This is a genomic window from Pseudomonas sp. SDO5271_S396, from assembly GCF_054071795.1.
Window position 1 is genome coordinate 1 of sequence record NZ_JBSVWB010000026.1, and the last position, 18828, is coordinate 18828.

At 59.3% G+C, this 18828-nt stretch carries 21 protein-coding genes; 16 read left to right on the forward strand and 5 right to left on the reverse strand.

Annotated elements, in window-relative coordinates; all coding sequences use genetic code 11:
• Positions 1-122: 122 nt before the first annotated feature.
• The 3 genes from ACW9IN_RS17830 to ACW9IN_RS17840 are packed head-to-tail and all read right to left on the reverse strand — an operon-like array spanning position 123 to position 3704.
• Positions 123-701: a cob(I)yrinic acid a,c-diamide adenosyltransferase gene (locus tag ACW9IN_RS17830; protein WP_176994320.1), complete on the reverse strand. Its 579-nt coding sequence runs from the start codon at positions 699-701 to the stop codon at positions 123-125.
• Positions 702-703: 2 nt separating this feature from the next.
• Positions 704-2740 carry an ATP-binding protein gene (locus tag ACW9IN_RS17835; RefSeq protein ID WP_457367125.1) on the reverse strand — a complete coding sequence of 679 codons (2037 nt, stop codon included), beginning with the start codon at positions 2738-2740 and terminating at the stop codon, positions 704-706.
• Positions 2741-2786: 46 nt separating this feature from the next.
• The gene (locus tag ACW9IN_RS17840; protein WP_457367126.1) at positions 2787-3704 is read right to left on the reverse strand and encodes a putative 2-dehydropantoate 2-reductase; all 918 of its coding nucleotides are present in this window, start codon (positions 3702-3704) and stop codon (positions 2787-2789) included.
• A 123-nt stretch (positions 3705-3827) separates the two neighbouring features.
• Between ACW9IN_RS17840 and ACW9IN_RS17845 the strand changes: the two genes are divergently transcribed.
• Complete coding sequence (locus ACW9IN_RS17845; protein WP_457367127.1) at positions 3828-4313, forward strand: YajQ family cyclic di-GMP-binding protein; 486 nt, start codon at positions 3828-3830, stop codon at positions 4311-4313.
• A gap of 136 nt (positions 4314-4449) precedes the next feature.
• Positions 4450-5292: a mechanosensitive ion channel family protein gene (locus ACW9IN_RS17850; protein ID WP_457367128.1), complete on the forward strand. Its 843-nt coding sequence runs from the start codon at positions 4450-4452 to the stop codon at positions 5290-5292.
• Between the two features lie 188 nt (positions 5293-5480).
• Here the strand turns inward: ACW9IN_RS17850 and ACW9IN_RS17855 are convergent, their stop codons facing one another.
• Complete coding sequence (locus ACW9IN_RS17855; RefSeq protein ID WP_457367129.1) at positions 5481-6752, reverse strand: OprD family porin; 1272 nt, start codon at positions 6750-6752, stop codon at positions 5481-5483.
• An 869-nt stretch (positions 6753-7621) separates the two neighbouring features.
• Here ACW9IN_RS17855 and ACW9IN_RS17860 point away from each other — a divergent pair.
• The gene (locus tag ACW9IN_RS17860; protein ID WP_457367130.1) at positions 7622-8047 is read left to right on the forward strand and encodes an HIT domain-containing protein; all 426 of its coding nucleotides are present in this window, start codon (positions 7622-7624) and stop codon (positions 8045-8047) included.
• A gap of 16 nt (positions 8048-8063) precedes the next feature.
• Entirely contained in the window at positions 8064-8270 is a 207-nt protein-coding gene (locus tag ACW9IN_RS17865) for a SlyX family protein (RefSeq protein WP_457367131.1), read from the forward strand.
• 85 nt (positions 8271-8355) lie between these two features.
• Here ACW9IN_RS17865 and ACW9IN_RS17870 read toward each other — a convergent pair whose 3' ends face one another.
• The gene (locus ACW9IN_RS17870) at positions 8356-8958 is read right to left on the reverse strand and encodes a cold shock domain-containing protein membrane protein (RefSeq protein ID WP_457367132.1); all 603 of its coding nucleotides are present in this window, start codon (positions 8956-8958) and stop codon (positions 8356-8358) included.
• A 429-nt stretch (positions 8959-9387) separates the two neighbouring features.
• On the opposite strand from ACW9IN_RS17870, the gene ACW9IN_RS17875 reads away from it, so the two are divergent.
• The 12 genes from ACW9IN_RS17875 to tolA all read left to right on the forward strand — a co-directional run bounded on the left by ACW9IN_RS17875 (position 9388) and on the right by tolA (position 18815).
• Positions 9388-9861: a Dps family protein gene (locus ACW9IN_RS17875; protein WP_457367133.1), complete on the forward strand. Its 474-nt coding sequence runs from the start codon at positions 9388-9390 to the stop codon at positions 9859-9861.
• 184 nt (positions 9862-10045) lie between these two features.
• Entirely contained in the window at positions 10046-10387 is a 342-nt protein-coding gene (locus ACW9IN_RS17880) for a ribbon-helix-helix domain-containing protein (protein WP_457367134.1), read from the forward strand.
• 171 nt (positions 10388-10558) lie between these two features.
• Entirely contained in the window at positions 10559-10780 is a 222-nt protein-coding gene (locus ACW9IN_RS17885) for an FmdB family zinc ribbon protein (protein ID WP_457367135.1), read from the forward strand.
• Between the two features lie 107 nt (positions 10781-10887).
• Entirely contained in the window at positions 10888-12663 is a 1776-nt protein-coding gene (aspS, locus tag ACW9IN_RS17890) for an aspartate--tRNA ligase (RefSeq protein WP_457367136.1), read from the forward strand.
• Positions 12664-12794: 131 nt separating this feature from the next.
• Entirely contained in the window at positions 12795-13541 is a 747-nt protein-coding gene (locus ACW9IN_RS17895; protein WP_457367137.1) for a YebC/PmpR family DNA-binding transcriptional regulator, read from the forward strand.
• 159 nt (positions 13542-13700) lie between these two features.
• The gene (ruvC, locus tag ACW9IN_RS17900; protein WP_457367138.1) at positions 13701-14225 is read left to right on the forward strand and encodes a crossover junction endodeoxyribonuclease RuvC; all 525 of its coding nucleotides are present in this window, start codon (positions 13701-13703) and stop codon (positions 14223-14225) included.
• Positions 14226-14291: 66 nt separating this feature from the next.
• Positions 14292-14903: a Holliday junction branch migration protein RuvA gene (ruvA, locus tag ACW9IN_RS17905; protein WP_071489393.1), complete on the forward strand. Its 612-nt coding sequence runs from the start codon at positions 14292-14294 to the stop codon at positions 14901-14903.
• Positions 14904-15962, forward strand: a complete 1059-nt coding sequence (gene ruvB, locus ACW9IN_RS17910; protein WP_457367139.1) for a Holliday junction branch migration DNA helicase RuvB — start codon at positions 14904-14906, stop codon at positions 15960-15962.
• A 151-nt stretch (positions 15963-16113) separates the two neighbouring features.
• The gene (gene ybgC / locus ACW9IN_RS17915; protein ID WP_457367140.1) at positions 16114-16569 is read left to right on the forward strand and encodes a tol-pal system-associated acyl-CoA thioesterase; all 456 of its coding nucleotides are present in this window, start codon (positions 16114-16116) and stop codon (positions 16567-16569) included.
• Between the two features lies 1 nt (position 16570).
• Positions 16571-17266, forward strand: a complete 696-nt coding sequence (gene tolQ / locus ACW9IN_RS17920; protein ID WP_010208111.1) for a protein TolQ — start codon at positions 16571-16573, stop codon at positions 17264-17266.
• A gap of 23 nt (positions 17267-17289) precedes the next feature.
• On the forward strand, positions 17290-17742 hold the full coding sequence (tolR, locus tag ACW9IN_RS17925; RefSeq protein ID WP_161549410.1) for a protein TolR: 453 nt from the start codon (positions 17290-17292) through the stop codon (positions 17740-17742).
• Positions 17742-18815, forward strand: a complete 1074-nt coding sequence (gene tolA, locus ACW9IN_RS17930) for a cell envelope integrity protein TolA (protein ID WP_457367141.1) — start codon at positions 17742-17744, stop codon at positions 18813-18815. The genes tolR and tolA overlap by 1 nt, the downstream gene beginning before the upstream one ends.
• The last annotated feature ends 13 nt before the right edge of the window (positions 18816-18828 follow it).

An 18828-nucleotide genomic window follows, 5' to 3' on the forward strand; every position in this document is an offset into this window, starting at 1 on the left:
CTTGATGGCGTTCTGAGGGGCCTCATCGCAGGCAAGCCAGCTCCCACAGTTGATTTGTGAATACATTCAAGTGTGGGAGCTGGCTTGCCTGCGATGAGCCCAAATCAGTCAACACCAAATTATCAATGGGGCTTGGCGGCCGCCTGCCACAACACTTCGGCCACACCTTGGCGCTTGGCAATGACCCGCGCTGCCACAAACAGCAAATCCGATAGTCGATTGATATACGCCAACCCCACCCCCTCCAATGGCTCCACCGCGTTCAACTGCTGACACCGTCGCTCCGCACTGCGTGCGAGGCTGCGACACACGTGGGCCTGGGCGATCAACGCCGAGCCACCGGGCAGAATGAAATTCTCCAGCGGCCCCACTTCTTCGTTCCAGCGGTCAATCGCCGCTTCCAGCCTATCCACTTCAGCCGCGTTCAACGCTTTGTACACCGGCATCGCCAGTTCGCCGCCCAGATCGAACAAACGATGCTGGCAAGGCGTAAGCACTTCGATCACGTCCTTTAGTTCCGGGTGCTTGCCGCTCTGTTCTTCCAGATTGGCCAACAGCAGCCCGAGCTGACTGTTCAGCGTATCGACTTCGCCAATCGCTTCGACCCGTGGGTGATCCTTGGGGACGCGACGGCCATCACCCAGGCCGGTCTCGCCTTTGTCGCCGGTGCGGGTGTAAATCTTCGACAGGCGAAAGCCCATGATCAGTGCTCCAGTGGGGTCAGTTCGGCGGGCGGCAACTGGCTGCCGGCCAAGGGCAGGCGCAGGGTGAAACAGGTGCCCTGGCCAGGGGTGGAATGCACCTCCATCTGGCCTTTGTGGTTATTGGTGATGATGAAATACGACACCGACAGCCCGAGCCCGGTGCCCTGGCCGATTTCCTTGGTGGTGAAGAACGGTTCGAAGGTGCGCTTGCGCACGCTTTCGCTCATGCCGATGCCGTTGTCTTCCACCTGGATTTCGGCCCATGGCGGGTTCAGTCGGGTGCGCAAAATAATGCGGCCCGGCTCGTGGTCGTCTTCGCGCAGGTGAATGGCCTGAGCGGCGTTTTTCAACAGGTTGAGCAGCACTTGTTCCAGTTCGTTGGCGGTGCCGGGAACCGGGCCGAGTAGGGGGTCGAACTGGCGGACGATCGCCTGGCCCTTGAAGTCGAAACCGATGGTCAGGTCAAAGTCGTTGCCGGCGATTTCCACGGCCTGATCGATCAATGCCGGCAAGTCGCAGGGCGCCATCTGGCGGTTGCTGCGGCGACTGAAGCTGAGCATATGGGTGACGATCTTCGCCGCCCGCGCACCGGCCTGCTGGATGCCGTCCAGCAACTGCGGTACTTCGCGGCTTTGCAGGTAGCGGTTGACGGTCTCCAGTTCCACGCCCGTCTGTTCTGCGTGTTCCAGATTCTTCGGCAGGTCGGGGGACAAGCGGCGACGGATGTTCTGCACGTTATGCAGGATCGCACCCAGCGGGTTGTTGATTTCATGGGCCATGCCGGCAGCCAGGCCGCCAACGGAGAGCATCTTCTCCGATTGCACCATCATTTCTTCCAGGGACAGGCGCTGGGTGATGTCGTCGATACGGATCACCACCCCGCGCCCGGCACCGCCTGTCAGGGGGTAGAAGGTCAGGGCATAGTGTTTGGGTTCGTCGTCCTTGATCCAGGTGACCCGCTCGATCCGCTCTACGGTGTGCTGCTCCACGGTGGCGCGGATCTGCGGCAGATAAGGCTTGAGCGGTTCGAAGGCGAGGTAGATCGGTTGGTTCAGCGCTTCATCCAGTCGTGTGCCGGACAGTGCGCTGGCTTCCTGATTCCACTGCGTCACGTAGAGCTGTTCATCCAGTGCGATCAGCGCCGAGGGCATCGAGTCGATAATGCTGTTCAGGTAATTCTGAAACCCGGTGAGTTTTTTCTCGATCTTGCTGCGCACCTGGACTTCCAGTTCCAGCTTGCGGTTGGTGTGGCGGGTTTCTTCGGCCAGGCCCTGGGCCTGGTCGTAGGCGGCCTGGGAGTCGTCCCGCGCGCGTTTGAGTTGTTGTTCACGGGCTTCGATGCGCGACAGCATGGTGTTGAACGCTTCGGCCAGGCTGCCGATTTCGTCGTGGTTGCCACGGCCGGCACGCAGGGCGTAGTTCTCTTCCCGCGTTACCTGGCGTGACAGCTCTTCCAGCTCGTGGATCGGTCGGGTGATCAGGCGTTTGATCTGGCGGGCGATGATCAGCCACAGCAGCACACTGAAAATCAGGATGCCCAGGCTGGCGGTGAGGGTACCTGTATAAAACGCCACCGGCAGTTCGCTGCTGGCCACCAGCAGCAAATGCCCGGAGGCTTGGCCCGCTCGCGGCAGGGTGATGACTTGATTGCTGCGAAACTCGGTAACGCGCCACGCCTCGATATGCCGGTAGTTGTCCGGCAGGTGCAGGCGGTCGCCGTGTTGCATCTGCGCCAGGCGATTGCCTTCGCCGTCGTACAGCGCGGCGGCGCGCAAGGGTGAGTAGCTGGTCAGTTCGTTGAGCAGGGCGTCGGCCTTGTCCGGCGACTGGAGTGCCTCGGCGGCCAGGGCGGGGTTGGACACCAGACGGCCAATGGCCTGCAACGCCTGGGGGGCCATGCTTTCCTGGGAGATCCAGTAAGCGGCGCTGATAAATGTGAGGTTGGCCACCAGCAGTACAGTGGTCAGCAATACCAGCAAGGCGGCCAGCAGCTTTTGCCCGACCGGTAGGTTTTCAAGACGCTGGCGCAGTGGCATCAGGGTTTTCGCAGGTAATAGACATTCAGTCAGGGTAGCGCGTGCCTCAGTCGCTGGGCAATCCGCGTGCGCGCAAGTGCTCGACCAGTCGCGCCTGGACCTGTTGCAGGTGCGGCAAAATCAGTTGATGACGTGCAGCGGCCTGGCAGGCGTACCCCAACAGGTAGCTGATTTCGGTACGTCGGGCACTCGCCACGTCCTGGTACATGGAAGAATAGTTGGCGGCGGTGGCCTGGGTCACCCGTTCCACTTCGCTGTGCAGGTCCAGGGCCGCGGCAGGCTGACCGCAGCATTCCAGCAGTTCGGTCAATTCGGCGCACAGGGTGGCAACTTCACACTGATGGTCCTGCAAACCGCCGTTGCGGCACTGGTAAAGCACCGTCAGCGGGTTGATCGCGCAGTTGAGCGCCAGCTTGCGCCACAGGCGCGTAAGAATGTTGGTGCTCCACTCGTGGGGGATACCGGCCGCGTCCAGGTCATCAAGCCATAACGGTGGAGTGGGGTGGCTGGCGTCACCCAGCCAGGTGTAGCCATGCCCGGCAAACACCACACGCCAGTCGCCGTCGCGAAAGGCACCCTCGGTACTCGAGGCAAACACACAACGGGCCTGGGGCAACTGCGCAGCCACCGCATCCTGGCTGCCGAGGCCATTTTGCAGCAGGATCAGCTCGGCGTCGGGCGCCAGCCGATGGTGCAACTGAGCGATGGCCGCCTGGGCGTCGTAGGCTTTGCAGGCCACCAGCAGTCGATGAATCGGCCCAGGGGTGTCGCACGTTTCGCCGATGATCGGGTAGGTATGGGCAACGCCGTGTTCCACCAGGGTCAACCCGTTCGCCGCCTGGTAGCTGGCCAGGCGCGCTTGATTGCGCAGGACCAGCCTCACCGGCAAACCGGCGCGGGCCAGCCGTGTGGCCCAGAGGGTGCCAAGGCTGCCAGCGCCAAGAATGTGCCAGGGGATCGACATGTGTTTGTGCTCCGTAGGGTCGCTCACGGTGAACGGGGCGAAAGAACCGCTATAATGCCCCGGCATTTTAGCTCGGGCGCGCTCCATCTCTACTGAGCCCGCCCCTTATATTGGAGAAATGACATGCCTTCGTTCGACGTGGTATCCGAACTGGACAAACACGAAGTCACCAACGCCGTCGAGAACGCCGTCAAGGAACTGGACCGTCGCTATGACTTGAAAGGCAAGGGCAGTTTCGAATTCAAGGACAAGGAACTGACCGTCAACCTGACCGCTGAAGCCGACTTCCAGCTGGAAGCGATGATCGAAATCCTCAAGCTGGCCCTGGTCAAGCGCAAGATCGATGTGCAGTGCCTTGAAGTCAAGGATTCCTTCGCGTCGGGCAAGGTGATGAAGCAGGAAGCGGTCCTCAAGGAAGGTATCGACAAGGAGCTGGCGAAGAAAATCGTCGCTCACATCAAGGATGCCAAACTCAAGGTTCAGGCCTCTATCCAGGGCGAACAGGTTCGGGTGACCGGCAAGAAGCGTGACGACTTGCAAGAAGCGATCGCGGCCCTGCGCGCTCACTCATTCGGCATGCCGCTGCAGTTCAATAACTTTCGCGACTGATGGCACGCTGGGGAACCTGCGGGCGTTTTTGACGTCCCACGCCCCAGAACCTGCGCCCACCATTGAGCCCTACGGGGCTCAATGGCGTTAATGGGCATTCAAAAATGCCGCACATCCGCTAGACAGGAGAAGGTAGATGGATTTGAACGCTGAAGTGGATCACTTGATCAAGACCTCGCAGTCCTGGATCCCGATGATCATGGAATACGGCAGCCGGGTATTGCTGGCGATGATCACCCTGGCTATCGGCTGGTGGCTGATCAACATTCTGACTCACCGCGTGGGGCGTCTGCTGGCGCTACGTAGCGCAGACCTGGCGCTGCAACACTTCATCACCAGCCTGGCCAATATCGCGCTCAAAGTCATGCTGGTGGTCAACGTCGCCTCGATGATCGGCGTGGCGACGACTTCGTTCGTCGCCGCGATCGGTGCTGCGACCCTGGCCATCGGCCTGGCGCTGCAAGGCAGCCTGGCGAACTTCGCCGGTGGCGTGCTGATTCTGCTGTTCCGTCCGTTCCGCATTGGTGACTGGATCGAGGCACAAGGCACTTCGGGCACCGTCGACAGCATCCAGATCTTCCACACCGTGCTGCGCACCGGTGACAACAAGACCGTGATCATCCCCAACGGCAGCCTGTCCAACGGCATCATCACCAACACCAACCGTCAGCCGACCCGCAAAGTGGTATTCGACGTAGGCGTGGACTACGAAGCCGATTTGCAGAAAGCCCGCGGGGTGTTGCTGGAACTGGCCAAGGACCCCCGGGTATTGGCCGATCCCGCCGCGGTGGCAGTGGTCTCGACCCTGGGCGACAGCTCTATTACGGTTTCGCTGCGGTGCTGGACCAAGACATCCGATTATTGGGATGTGGTGTTTATGTTGAATGAATTGGCGCGTGATCGTTTGAAAGAGGCGGGTATTGATATTCCGTTTCCACAACGCGTTATTCGAGTGATGCAAGATCCTGTCGCAAAGTAATCGAAGATAATGTTATCGAACTTGGCCTTCAGGTCAGGTTCGATACAAACAATTTATCTAGATAGTTTGCTTGCTATTTATCTGGCCGCAGACAGATACCAATAAAAAAGCCGCCCCTTTGCCAACAAAGGGGCGGCTTTTTTGTTTGAGGCCGAAGCCTCAAGTCATCGTTGCAATCAAACTATCGATTACAAGATGTTCAGCGGGTATTGCGCGATCAGACGCAGTTCGTCGATCGACGCCGAACCGTAGTACACGCCGTCAGACGAACGATAGGTCGCTTGACGTACGCGCAGGCTCAGGTCTTTTGCCGGGCCGCTCTGGATCACGTATTTGGCTTCGATGTCGCGTTCCCACTCTTTGCCGTTCGAAGTTTCGGCGGTGTTCGCGCCGGTACCTTTCACGTAGCGAGTCATGAAGCTCAGGCCTGGGATGCCGAAAGTGGCCATGTTCAGGTCGTAGCGAGCCTGGAACGATTTCTCGTCTTCAGCGTTGAAGTCGGAACGGGCGATGGAGTTGGCCAGGAAAATGGTGCCGCCGCCGTCTACGCCGTAGCCGTAGTCACCGTCACCGCTAACCTTCTGGTAGGCCAGGGTAAAGGTGTGAGCCTGGATGGTGTACGCGCCTTGCAGGCTGTAGGCACGGTTGTCCAGTTTGGTGGTGCCGTCTTTTTCTGCGCGTTGCAGGCCAAGACCGTCGCTTTTGGTGTTGTAGATGTTGAAGTCCACCGCCAGGGACTGATCCGAGCCCATGGCGTGGGTCCAGTTCAGGTTGGCGTAGGTTTTCTTGAAGTAGTCTTCGGTTTTTGCGTAGTACAGGCTGGCGCTGACTTCTGGCGTCAGAGCGTATACGCCACCGATAAAGTCGGTTTTGGTCAGGCCCAGGCTGTCACGGAAGGTTTGCGCTTGTGCCCGGCTGGAAGTGAAGTGACCGGCTTCCAGTTTCAGGTCCTTGATCTCGCTGCTGGTCAGGGAGATACCCTGTGGCAGCTCTGGCAGCAAACGGCTGTCATCGGAGGCGAATACCGGTGCGGTGGTGTACTGGTCGCCGACTTTCAGGACGGTATTGGAGATACGGAATTTAACCGCGCCGCCGCCTTTGGAGTAGTCGTCTTGCGAGCGACCGTCGGAGCCAGTAGGGAACAGGCCGGTGCCGGAGCGACCTTTGCCGCTGTCCAGTTTCACGCCCAGCAGGCCGATCACGTCAACACCGACCCCGATGGTGCCCTGGGTGTAGCCGGATTGGAACAGGCCGTTGAAGCCCAGGCCGGTTTCGTTGACGCGGCTCTTGCCGGTGTCATTGTTACGGAAGTCGCGGCCAAAGTTCAGGAGGCGAGTGTTGATGCTGAAAGTGCTGTCTTCAACAAAGCCCTTGGAATCGTCCTGGGCGGACGCCATTGCGAACTGCGAGGTGCCTGCTGAAACAGCCAGGGCGATCATGCTCCACTTCATCACGCGCATCGTGATTTGCTCCTTTGGTTTTAGGAAGAGTACTGCCGTCCCACCTGTATTTTTGTCTGGGCGGCTCTTTCTTTTTGTGTCGGCGCAAACTTATCTCACGCTGACAATATTGGCGATACTTGCCTATCTATCCTTTCAGCTTCTTTACGAGCCTGTCGTGAATGGCTAGGTCCATGTCGCAATCTTACAGTCCGGATGTAACGGGACTGACAACTTCAATACTGTATTTAAACCGTTAAAAGCGTGCCACAGGACATACTTTCAAAGTTGTAACGCTTCCATGAAGTGCATTGAAACAAGGGTGTTGTCATCGCGAATCACCTGCTTCCCTCCAGGTGCCGTTACCGACGATAAAGGGATGAATGCAACAAGCGTGCACAAACCGGTAACCGAATGTCATTTTTTCGTGAAAAGCGTCTGCGCTTCGTGAAAACCGCATAAGCACGGGGTTTTTACGCCGATTGGTTTGGCCTTCACGTCTGTAATCTTTGTCTGTCCAGTTGTTCATAAATCCTGAACCTGGGGAAAACGTTACCGGTTCACCCTGTCAGTGGGTACTTCGTGGATCCCTTTTACACAGGCATGGGTCATTTTGGTGCATCTACGCCGGCCGCCAAGTCGTCCCATGATGGCCCAATGCCTCATTCGCTAAGGCGTCTGTATGGCGGCTTTTACCTCGGGCTTTCATTTTGTAGCTGGCGATTGACCGGAGGATTGGTCATTGAGCGTAGTCGAAATATCCCTTTGTCTCGAAATGGTGCGTATTTTTTGTCCTGTGCTGACGCGAGTGCCTGGCCGTCGGCGTGAAGCGGCTGCCATTCGCAGGTATGCTGTGCCCTGAACCTGACCTGCCGAACGGAGTGCCCGCGGTGTTCGCTTTAGACCAACGCCTTCAACAAGACACAGTGGCTATCGGGGATTTCCCCTTGTGCCGCCTGCTGCTGTCCAATGATTCGAATTACCCCTGGTTCATCCTGGTGCCGCGCATCGACGGTATCAGTGAAGTGTTTCAACTGGATGTCGCTGACCAGCAGCGGCTGTGGCAAGAAACGACGGCCTTGGCCCAACGGCTGAATGAAGGCCTGGGCGCCGATAAAATGAACATCGGCGCGCTGGGTAACGTGGTCAGTCAGTTGCATGTGCACGTCATTGTGCGCAAACGCGATGACGTCGCCTGGCCGGCACCGGTCTGGGGCAAGCATCCTGCGCAGCCTTATACCGACGATCAGGTGTCGGCTATCCGGGCGCGCCTGCGCGAGCTGTTGCCCGCCGACTTCATCTTTACCCAGGCCTGAGTGGCGGGACGGAATTATGGATTTGCAAGACCGCGTGATGGACCTGGAGAGCCGCCTGGCTTTTCAGGATGACACCATCGAGACCCTCAATGACATCCTGGTCACCCAGCAGCGCGCGGTCGAGCGCCTGCAATTGCAGATGACGGCACTGCTCAAGCGCCAGGAAGAGATGGGCGGGCAGTTCGAGACGTCCGAAGAGGAAGCACCGCCGCCGCACTATTGATCAGCCTGTCATTGACAGGGAGCATAAAAAAAACGCGATCCAGCCAGGCTGGATCGCGGTTTTTTTCATGCGGCGAACGCCGGGATCAGCGACGCGGCAGTGCAGCGATCACGTCTTCGGCCTGCAGGCCTTTGTCGCGATTCATCACGGAGAACTCCACGCGCTGGCCTTCCACCAGGACACGATGGCCTTCGCCGCGAATGGCCCGGAAGTGGACGAAGATGTCGTCGCCCGAATCCCGGGAAATAAAGCCGAAGCCTTTGGATGTGTTGAACCACTTGACGGTCCCGGTATCCCGGTTGGACATGTCGTAGTTTTGCGACGCGGCCGCAGGGGACGAACGGTAGAAGCTGATGGCCAGGTGAAGAACCAGAGCGACCGCAGCAATGACCAGGCTGAGCAGGATGGCCGGGTGGCCGCCTACTTCAGGCATGGGCGCCAGGAGGGTGAGGGTTTGTACGACAACGGTCAGTACCAGCAGCGCACTGACCAGGTTTTGCAGTTGATGACGCGTACCTTTGCTCCAGTAAGGAATCGCGGGTGTCAGCGTCAGGTTGAGAAGGCCGAACAAGGCCAGGTACAGAGCGTCGTGTTGTTCCAGGTAGGGAGGACTTCCCTCTTGCAGGCTCGGTATAAAGGACAGCAGCAACGCTGCAACGCCCGTTACTAGGTGGACGATTTTCAACATTTTGATTAACTCACGTTAAGACGGATCACAAGGAAGAGCTGATTGGCACGGTTCGCTTCAGAACAATGGAAGGCGTTGGGCACGTGCGCGGGTATCAGCCTATGTCGCCTGCCGCAGAAATGAACGGCGACGACACGCCGTCTATTTAACAGCAAAGGCTGTGCCTACTCAAATCAAGCATTTCCGGGTGTTACAGGGCTTGCGGCATTTCTGCGTCAAACGCTTGTCCTAGACAGGTGCAAGCTTTTTGAGCGGCTGTGTGGGATTTTTCCTGGCAGGGCACAAGCCATGCACACCGCAGGCGGGCGTGTCACCGCGGGGCGATTTGCCGCACCTCGGCCGGTTGCCCCGGGCTGCACAGGGTCGGCACTCTTGCTAGAGTGGAACGGCACCTGATCAATGAATGCTGGACAATTGAAGGGGATAAACATGGCAATCGATATCGGTATCAGTGAAGAAGACCGTAAATCCATCGTCGATGGGCTTTCACGGCTGCTTTCCGATACCTATGTACTGTACCTGAAGACCCACAACTTCCATTGGAACGTCACGGGCCCCATGTTTCGTACGCTGCACCTGATGTTCGAGGAGCAGTACAACGAACTCGCGCTGGCAGTGGATTCGATTGCCGAGCGTATTCGTGCCCTGGGCTTCCCGGCGCCGGGCGCCTATTCCATCTACGCACGCCTTTCTTCCATCAAGGAAGAAGAGGGTGTGCCGAGTGCACAAGAGATGATCAAGCAACTGGTCGATGGTCAGGAGGCGGTGACGCGTACCGCTCGCGGCATTTTCCCGTTGCTCGACAAGGTCAGCGATGAGCCGACGGCCGACTTGCTGACCCAGCGTATGCAGGTTCACGAGAAAACCGCGTGGATGCTGCGCTCGTTGCTCGAAAACCAGTAAACCGAGTCAAGGGCGGCACCCCCGGGCGGGGTCGCTGCCCGCGCTTCCCGACATGCCCGTTGGCTTGTCCTACGATCATCGACTCCGCGTCTTCTGGTTGCCTCTGTGTTCCTGATGTTTCATTGAGCCATCAATCCCTGGGACTAGCCCGGGGGTTGCCGTTTGGCAATGGAGTGTCAGGTATATGTCACGTGGAGTGGGTAATGGAGTGATGGAAGCCGGTGGCTTTCATAAGATAAGGGTCGACCCCTTTGCAAAGGGGTTCGACATGGGGCTGGCCAGGCCATTGTCCCGGTCGGTCAGGCTCAACGGGTTTTCCACCTGCCTGCGACTGGAGCAGGTGTACTGGAATATTCTTGGGGAAATCGCCAGGCTCAATGCCTGTTCGGTCAGTGCGTTGTTGTCTTACGTCGACCGGGAAGTGCATTTGCGCTATGGCGGTGTGAAGAACTTCAGCGGGTTGGTCAGGGTTGTGTGTGTGGCGCACTTGCTCAAAGGCTGTGTGGCGGCGTGCGACCCCGGGTAATTCGGTCCTCCTCGGGACTTGTCTGTTGATCCGGCGGGGCAGGGCTCGGGACAGAAAGCCGGCTGCGCTGCCTCGATTTACCAGATATAATCCCGCGCTTTGCTGCGCATGCCGGGCTTTATCTGCAAGGCGGGCGCAGCGCGGTAACGATCAGATCGCCGAGACACCGCCATGCCCATGTACGACTATCAATGCGCTTCCTGTGGTCATCAAGTGGAAGCCATTCAGAAGATCAGCGACGCGCCGCTGGTCGATTGCCCGGCTTGCCAGGCACCTGAGCTCAAGAAGATGTTATCCATGCCGGGATTTCGCCTGAGCGGCAGCGGCTGGTACGAGACCGATTTCAAGACGGGTTCGAAGAAGAACCTGGCGGGCGGCGACAAAGCAGACTGAGTTGAACTCTACGCGCAGGCTCCTGCATTATCCGTCCCCTGCTTTAATGTACGGTGACGAGGCGGGCCTCCACCGAATTTCGAATTACGAGAAGTGAAACCACTACCATGATGCGCAGCCACTATTGCGGCCAACTGAACGAGACCCTGGAAGGTCAGGAAATCACCCTTTGCGGATGGGTTCACCGTCGCCGCGACCACGGCGGGGTGATCTTCCTCGATATCCGTGATCGTGATGGTCTGGCTCAGGTGGTGTTCGACCCGGATCGCGCCGAAAGCTTCGCCGCCGCCGACCGCGTGCGCAGCGAGTACGTCGTGAAGATCACCGGCAAGGTTCGCCTGCGTCCGGCCGGTGCCGTGAACAAAAACATGGCTTCCGGCGGCATCGAAGTGCTGGGTTACGAGCTGGAAGTGTTGAACGAAGCGGAAACCCCGCCGTTCCCGCTCAACGAATATTCCGACGTGGGCGAAGAAACCCGCCTGCGCTACCGCTTCCTGGACCTGCGTCGTCCGGAAATGGCCGAGAAACTGCGCCTGCGCTCGCGCATGACCACCAGCATCCGCCGCTTCCTCGACGAAAACGGCTTCCTGGACGTCGAAACGCCGATCCTGACCCGCGCTACGCCAGAAGGTGCGCGTGACTACCTGGTGCCGAGCCGTACCCACGCAGGTTCGTTCTTCGCGTTGCCGCAATCGCCGCAACTGTTCAAGCAACTGTTGATGGTGGCCGGCTTCGACCGCTACTACCAGATCGCCAAGTGCTTCCGCGACGAAGATTTGCGCGCCGACCGTCAGCCGGAATTCACCCAGATCGACATCGAGACCAGCTTCCTCGATGAAAAAGAGATCATGGGCCTGACCGAAAAAATGATCCGCAACCTGTTCAAGGAAGTGCTGGGTCTGGAATTCGGTGAATTCCCGCACATGACCTTCGAAGAAGCCATGCGTCGCTATGGTTCCGACAAGCCGGACCTGCGCAACCCGCTGGAACTGGTGGACGTGGCCGACCAGTTGAAAGAAGTCGACTTCAAGGTGTTCAGCGGCCCGGCCAACGACCCTAAATGCCGCATTGCCGCCTTGCGCGTGCCAGGTGGCGCGAGCATGCCTCGTAAACAAATTGACGATTACACCAAGTTCGTCGGCATCTACGGTGCCAAGGGCCTGGCGTACATCAAGGTCAATGAGCGCGCCAATGGCGTGGATGGCCTGCAGTCGCCAATCGTGAAGAACATCCCCGAAGCCAACCTGAACGTGATCCTGGATCGTGTGGGTGCCGTCGACGGCGACATCGTGTTCTTCGGCGCCGACAAGGCCAAGATCGTCAGCGAAGCCTTGGGCGCGCTGCGCATCAAGCTGGGTCACGACCTGAACCTGCTGACCTGCGAATGGGCCCCGATGTGGGTCGTTGACTTCCCGATGTTCGAAGAGAACGACGACGGCAGCTTCAGCGCCTTGCACCACCCGTTCACCGCGCCGAAGTGCTCGCCAGCGGAGCTGGAAGCCAACCCGGCGGGCGCGCTGTCCCGTGCCTACGACATGGTGCTCAACGGCACCGAGCTGGGCGGCGGTTCGATCCGTATCCACCGCAAGGAGATGCAACAAGCGGTGTTCCGCCTGTTGGGCATCAACGAAGCGGAACAGGAAGAGAAATTCGGCTTCCTGCTCGACGCGCTGAAATACGGTGCACCGCCCCACGGTGGCCTGGCCTTTGGCCTGGACCGCCTGGTGATGCTGATGACCGGCGCCCAGTCGATCCGTGAAGTGATCGCGTTCCCGAAAACCCAGAGTGCTGCGGACGTGATGACCCAGGCTCCGGGTGTGGTGGATGCCAAGGCGCTACGCGAGCTGCACATTCGTCTGCGCGAGACGCCGAAGGCTGAGTAAGGCCGCTGCGTGAAAGCGCATTGAGGTTTACGCAGTCTAAAAGGCGCATCTTCGGATGCGCCTTTGCGTTACAAGGGGTAAATCCCGCACGGCGGGATCATCAAGGTTTCTAGAGAATTCGGAGTTGTGTAATGGCTGGCCATTCCAAGTGGGCGAACATCAAGCACCGCAAAGAGCGTCAGGATGCCAAGAAAGGCAAGATCTTCACCAAGTGGATTCGCGAACTGACCGTCGCGGCCCGCCAGGGTGGCGGTGACCCGGGTTCCAACCCGCGTCTGCGCCTGGCGCTGGACAAGGCGCTGGGCGCCAACATGAGCCGCGACATCATCGACCGCGCCGTGGCCCGTGGCGCCGGTGCGGCCGACACCGACGATATGGTCGAACTGAGCTACGAAGGCTACGGCCCGGGTGGCGTGGCGGTGATGGTCGAATGCATGACCGACAACCGTAACCGCACCGCAGCCGCCGTGCGCCATGCGTTCAGCAAGTGCGGCGGCAACCTCGGCACGGACGGCTCGGTGGCTTACCTGTTCGAGCGCAAGGGGCAGATATCTTTCGCGCCGGGCGTGGACGAAGACGCGCTGATGGAAGCGGCGATGGAGGCGGACGCCGACGACGTGGTGACCAACGAAGACGGCTCCATTGACGTGTTCACCTCGTTTGCCGGTTTCTATGCTGTGCGCAACGCCCTGGAAACCGCCGGTTTCAAAGGCACCGACGCAGAAATCGTGATGCTGCCGACCACCAGTGCCGAGCTGGACCTGGATGGTGCGCAGAAAGTGTTGAAGATGCTGGATATGCTCGAAGACCTGGATGACGTGCAGAACGTGTATTCCAATGCCGACATCCCGGAAGAAGTAGCCGCCCAGCTAAGCTGAGGCCAGGCGTAGATCAAAATGTGGGAGCGGGCTTGCCCGCGAATGCGGTGTACCAGTCGCTGACAATGTTGGCTGACCCACCGCTTTCGCGGGCAAGCCCGCTCCCACATTGGATCTGATCTGTATCAAAAAATTGTGTTTACCCAACCCGCAGGCGTTATGACTTTAATCCTAGGTATCGACCCCGGTTCGCGCATCACCGGTTTTGGCGTGGTGCAACAGACCCCGCGCGGCTGCATCTATGTAGCCTCGGGTTGCATCCGTACCGGCGCGGGCGAGTTGGCCGAGCGCCTGCAGATCGTCTATCGCGGCGTGCGTGAAGTGATCCAGACCTACGGGCCGGTGACCATGGGCATCGAAAAAGTGTTCATGGCCAAAAACGCCGACTCGGCCCTCAAGCTGGGCCAGGCCCGGGGGGCAGCCATCGTCGCCGGAGCCGAGGAGGGCCTGGAAATCGCCGAGTACACCGCGACCCAGGTCAAGCAGGCCGTGGTCGGTACCGGCGGTGCCAACAAGGAGCAGGTGCAGATGATGGTCATGCACATGCTCAAACTCACCGCCAAACCGCAAATCGATGCCTCCGACGCCCTGGCCATCGCCATTTGCCACGCACATACCCGTTCCAGCCTGTTGCCCCACGGCCTCGGCACGGCACGCAGTCGTGGCGGGCGCCTGCGTCTCTGATAGCATCAGCGCAACTGTTATTTGCGGTCAGGCCTGTTCTGACCTCCAAGCTTTAAGGATCTAACCGTGATTGGACGCTTGCGCGGCACCCTGGCTGAGAAACAGCCGCCGCACCTGATACTGGATGTAAACGGGTTGGGGTATGAGCTGGAAGTGCCCATGACCACTCTGTATCGCCTGCCGTCGGTCGGTGAGCCCATTACCCTGCACACCCATCTGGTGGTGCGCGAGGATGCGCAACTACTCTATGGTTTCATTGGCAAGCGCGACCGCGACTTCTTCCGTGAGCTGATTCGCCTCAATGGTGTGGGCCCCAAGCTGGCGCTGGCCTTGATGTCGAGCCTGGAAGTGGATGAACTGGTGCGTGCGGTCTCGGCCCAGGACACCTCGGCGCTGACCAAGGTACCCGGCGTCGGCAAGAAAACCGCCGAGCGCCTGTTGGTGGAGCTCAAAGACCGCTTCAAGGCCTGGGAGGTGGTACCGAGCATGTTCGCTCTGGTGCCCAATCAGCCGGATATGCCGGCGAGCCAGGTGGCCAGCGCCGAAAGCGATGCCGTCAGCGCGCTGATCTCCCTGGGCTACAAGCCCCAGGAAGCCAGCAAGGCGGTGTCGGCCATCAAGGACAAGAACCTGAGCAGTGAAGACATGATCCGCCGCGCCCTGAAGGGAATGATTTAAGTGATTGAAGCTGACCGTCTGATCGCGGCCACTGGCCCGCGCGACCGTGAAGAACTCCAGGACCGGGCCATTCGCCCCCTGAGCCTGGCCGACTACATCGGCCAGCCCACCGTGCGCGAGCAGATGGAGCTGTTCATCCAGGCCGCGCGCGGACGCAGCGAGTCTCTGGACCATACGCTGATCTTCGGCCCGCCGGGGCTGGGCAAGACCACCCTGGCCAACATCATTGCCCAGGAAATGGGGGTGTCGATCAAGTCCACCTCCGGCCCGGTGCTGGAGCGCCCGGGCGACCTGGCGGCGCTGCTGACGAATCTTGAGCCCCACGACGTGCTGTTCATCGACGAAATCCACCGGCTTTCGCCCATCGTCGAGGAAGTGCTGTACCCGGCCATGGAAGACTTCCAGCTCGACATCATGATCGGCGAAGGCCCGGCCGCCCGCTCGATCAAACTCGACTTGCCGCCGTTCACCCTGGTAGGGGCGACCACCCGCGCAGGCATGTTGACCAACCCGCTGCGAGACCGTTTCGGCATCGTCCAACGTCTTGAGTTTTATAGCACCACGGATCTGGCGACCATCGTCAGTCGTTCGGCGGGCATTCTGGGCCTGCCGCTGGACCCGGAAGGCGCTTTTGAGGTGGCTCGTCGTGCACGGGGCACGCCGCGGATCGCCAACCGGCTGCTGCGCCGAGTGCGAGACTTTGCCGAAGTGCGTGCCAAAGGGCATATCACCAAGGCGGTGGCGGACCTGGCCTTGAACCTGCTGGATGTGGATGAGCATGGCTTCGATCACCAGGATCGGCGTCTACTCTTGACCATGATCGAGAAGTTTGACGGCGGCCCGGTGGGCGTCGACAGCCTGGCTGCGGCCATCAGCGAGGAGCGTCATACCATCGAGGACGTGCTGGAGCCTTACCTGATCCAGCAGGGCTACATCATGCGGACCCCAAGGGGGCGGGTCGTCACGCGTCATGCGTACCTGCACTTCGGATTAAACATTCCGTCACGATTGGGGGAGATGCCCGTGGTAGACGAATTCCTCGATGCAGTGGACGATTAAAAACACCACGCCAGTCGATTTATCCGAACTTTGTGCTGTCCTAGTGGCGAGTGTCGTCATTCAGTCGCTGGAAATATTCTTCAGAATGAAGAGCGAGAATGAAAAAACAGCGGCAGGCCGGATTGGCAACCTGAGGAGTAAGCACTAGAGTATGCGCGCGCAAAACGGGGATCAGTCGTTCGCACATCGCTGTCGCGTTTATTACGAAGACACCGATGCTGGCGGCATCGTGTATTACGTCAACTATCTCAAGTTCATGGAGCGGGCTCGAACCGAGCGGCTACGGGAGCTGGGCTTTGCCCAATCCCAGCTGGCAGGGGAGGACCTGTTGTTCGTCGTGCATTCCAGCGAGGCGCGCTATCACGCGCCGGCGCGGCTGGACGACGAATTGCTGGTCAGTGCGCAAGTGATCGAATTGAACCGTGCCAGCCTGCGCTTCAAGCAGCAGGTCAGGCGGGCAACGGATGCAACGCTGCTCTGTGAGGGGCAGTTCCTGGTGGCCTGTGTGCGCACCCATAGTTTGAAACCCCGGGCCATTCCCGAAGCTCTGCGTGCGGCCTTTGCCGACGCAAGCGGCGCGGGTAAACAATCAAAGCAGGAGATTTAGCGTGGAACCTACCGTCGTCGACCATTCCTCCATGTGGAGCCTGGTCAGCAATGCCAGTGTTGTGGTTCAACTGGTCATGCTGACCCTGGTAGCCGCATCGGTTACCTCTTGGGTCATGATTTTTCAGCGCAGCAACCTGCTGCGTGCCGGTCGACGTGCCCTGGAGAGCTTCGAAGAGCGCTTCTGGTCGGGCATCGACCTGTCCAAACTGTATCGCCAGGCCGGCAGCAACCCCGACCCGGATTCGGGCGTGGAGCAGATCTTCCGCGCCGGCTTCAAGGAGTTCTCGCGCCTGCGCCAGCAACCGGGCGTCGACCCCGAAGCGGTCATGGAAGGCGTGGCCCGCGCCATGCGCGTCGCCATCTCCCGTGAAGAAGAGAAGCTCGAGCAAAGCCTGCCGTTCCTGGCCACCGTAGGTTCGGTCAGCCCGTATATCGGTCTGTTCGGTACCGTATGGGGGATCATGAACTCCTTCCGTGGTCTGGCCCAGGCTCAGCAAGCCACCCTGGCCACCGTGGCCCCGGGTATCGCCGAAGCCCTGATCGCCACCGCGATCGGCCTGTTCGCGGCTATTCCTGCCGTTATCGCCTACAACCGTTTTGCCGCCCGTGGCGAAAACCTGATTGGCCGTTACTACACCTTCGCCGATGAATTCCAGGCGATCCTGCACCGTAAAGTGCACACCAGCGAAGAATAAGCAGGTACTCCCCGATGGCTTTAATCACTCGAGCTCGAACCAAGCGCAAGCCGGTCGCCGAGATGAACGTCGTACCTTACATCGACGTGATGCTGGTGCTGCTGGTGATCTTCATGGTGACCGCGCCGATGCTCAACCAGGGCGTGAAGGTTGACCTGCCCAAGGTTTCCAGCGAAGCCTTGCCCCAGGACAACAACACCCAGGTGCTGACCATTTCGATCAAGTCCGACAAGACCTACTACTGGAACCTTGGCAGCGAAGTCGATACCCAGAAGCAGCAGGACAAGGCGATGACCCTGCCGGCGATGACCGATGCGGTGACCAAGATCATTCGCGCCGGCAACGAAGGCGGCAAGCATACCCAGGTGTTTATCCGCGGCGACAAGGCGGTCGACTACGGCTCCGTCATGGGCGCCATGGGCGGGCTGCAGAAGGCCGGCGTCGGTAACGTTGGCTTGATTACCGAGGCGCCCTGATGCAGCAACAGCGAGAGCCGTCCGCCTCGGAAAGCTACTTCTGGCCCAGCGTCTGGGCGATAGCCCTGCACGTCCTGGTATTTGGCATGCTGTTCGTCAGCTTTGCCATGACCCCGGACCTGCCGCCAGCCAAGCCGATCGTGCAGGCGACCCTGTATCAGCTGAAATCGAAAAGTCAGGCCACTACCCAGACCAATCAGAAGATTGCGGGTGAGGCCCAGAAGTCGGCTGCGCGCCAGACTGAAGTCGAGCAGATGGAACAGAAAAAGGTCGAGCAGGAAGCGGTGAAGGCTGCTGCGGAACAAAAGAAAGAAGAGGCGGCTCAAAAGGCCGAGGAAGCGAAAAAGGCTGACGAAGCGAAGAAAGCCGACGAGGCGAAAAAGGCTGATGAAGCCAAGAAAGCCGAGAAAGCTGCCGAAGCGAAAAAGGCCGAAGAGAAACAATTGGCTGATATAGCTAAAAAGAAAGCCGAAGACGAAGCGAAAAAGGCTGCTGAAGAAGAGGCCAAGAAACAGGCCGCTGAAGATGCCAAGAAAAAGATAGTCGAAGACGCGAAGAAGAAAGCCGCCGAAGACGCCAAGAAAAAAGCTGAAGCAGACGAGGCGAAGAAGAAGGTCGCCGAGGACGCGAAGAAGAAAGCTGCCGCCGATGCCCAGAAGAAAAAGGCCCAGGAAGCAGCACGCAAATCCGCCGAAGAGAAAAAGGCCCAGGCCCTGGCAGATTTGCTTTCCGACACGCCGCAGCGTCAGCAAGCCTTGGCCGATGAACGTGGCGATGAAGTCGCGGGCAGCTTCGACGACCTGATTCGGGCACGGGCAGCGGAAGGCTGGACACGTCCACCTTCGGCACGCAAAGGCATGACAGTCGTGCTGCAGATCGGCATGTTGCCGGACGGTACGGTGACTTCGGTCAGCGTGGCGAAGGGCAGTGGCGATGCTTCGTTTGACAGTTCAGCGGTTGCCGCGGTCAAGAATATTGGCCGGTTGACCGAGATGCAGGGAATGAAACCAAGCGACTTCGCTCCCTATCGTTCATTCAAGATGACATTCACACCTGAGGATCTAGCCTTGTGAGAAACCTTCTTCG

Excerpts from the sequence above, each read along its gene's own strand:
- ACW9IN_RS17855 (WP_457367129.1), bottom strand. The coding sequence starts at position 6,752 with ATGCGCGTGATGAAGTGGAGCATGATCGCCCTGGCTGTTTCAGCAGGC.
- ACW9IN_RS17885 (WP_457367135.1), top strand. The coding sequence starts at position 10,559 with ATGCCCATGTACGACTATCAATGCGCTTCCTGTGGTCATCAAGTGGAA.
- ruvC (WP_457367138.1), top strand. The coding sequence starts at position 13,701 with ATGACTTTAATCCTAGGTATCGACCCCGGTTCGCGCATCACCGGTTTT.
- ACW9IN_RS17880 (WP_457367134.1), top strand. The coding sequence starts at position 10,046 with ATGTCACGTGGAGTGGGTAATGGAGTGATGGAAGCCGGTGGCTTTCAT.
- aspS (WP_457367136.1), top strand. The coding sequence starts at position 10,888 with ATGATGCGCAGCCACTATTGCGGCCAACTGAACGAGACCCTGGAAGGT.
- tolA (WP_457367141.1), top strand. The coding sequence starts at position 17,742 with ATGCAGCAACAGCGAGAGCCGTCCGCCTCGGAAAGCTACTTCTGGCCC.
- ACW9IN_RS17895 (WP_457367137.1), top strand. The coding sequence starts at position 12,795 with ATGGCTGGCCATTCCAAGTGGGCGAACATCAAGCACCGCAAAGAGCGT.
- ACW9IN_RS17835 (WP_457367125.1), bottom strand. The coding sequence starts at position 2,740 with ATGCCACTGCGCCAGCGTCTTGAAAACCTACCGGTCGGGCAAAAGCTG.
- ACW9IN_RS17840 (WP_457367126.1), bottom strand. The coding sequence starts at position 3,704 with ATGTCGATCCCCTGGCACATTCTTGGCGCTGGCAGCCTTGGCACCCTC.
- ACW9IN_RS17870 (WP_457367132.1), bottom strand. The coding sequence starts at position 8,958 with ATGTTGAAAATCGTCCACCTAGTAACGGGCGTTGCAGCGTTGCTGCTG.
- ACW9IN_RS17865 (WP_457367131.1), top strand. The coding sequence starts at position 8,064 with ATGGATTTGCAAGACCGCGTGATGGACCTGGAGAGCCGCCTGGCTTTT.
- ACW9IN_RS17850 (WP_457367128.1), top strand. The coding sequence starts at position 4,450 with ATGGATTTGAACGCTGAAGTGGATCACTTGATCAAGACCTCGCAGTCC.
- ACW9IN_RS17845 (WP_457367127.1), top strand. The coding sequence starts at position 3,828 with ATGCCTTCGTTCGACGTGGTATCCGAACTGGACAAACACGAAGTCACC.
- ACW9IN_RS17875 (WP_457367133.1), top strand. The coding sequence starts at position 9,388 with ATGGCAATCGATATCGGTATCAGTGAAGAAGACCGTAAATCCATCGTC.
- ybgC (WP_457367140.1), top strand. The coding sequence starts at position 16,114 with ATGCGCGCGCAAAACGGGGATCAGTCGTTCGCACATCGCTGTCGCGTT.
- ACW9IN_RS17830 (WP_176994320.1), bottom strand. The coding sequence starts at position 701 with ATGGGCTTTCGCCTGTCGAAGATTTACACCCGCACCGGCGACAAAGGC.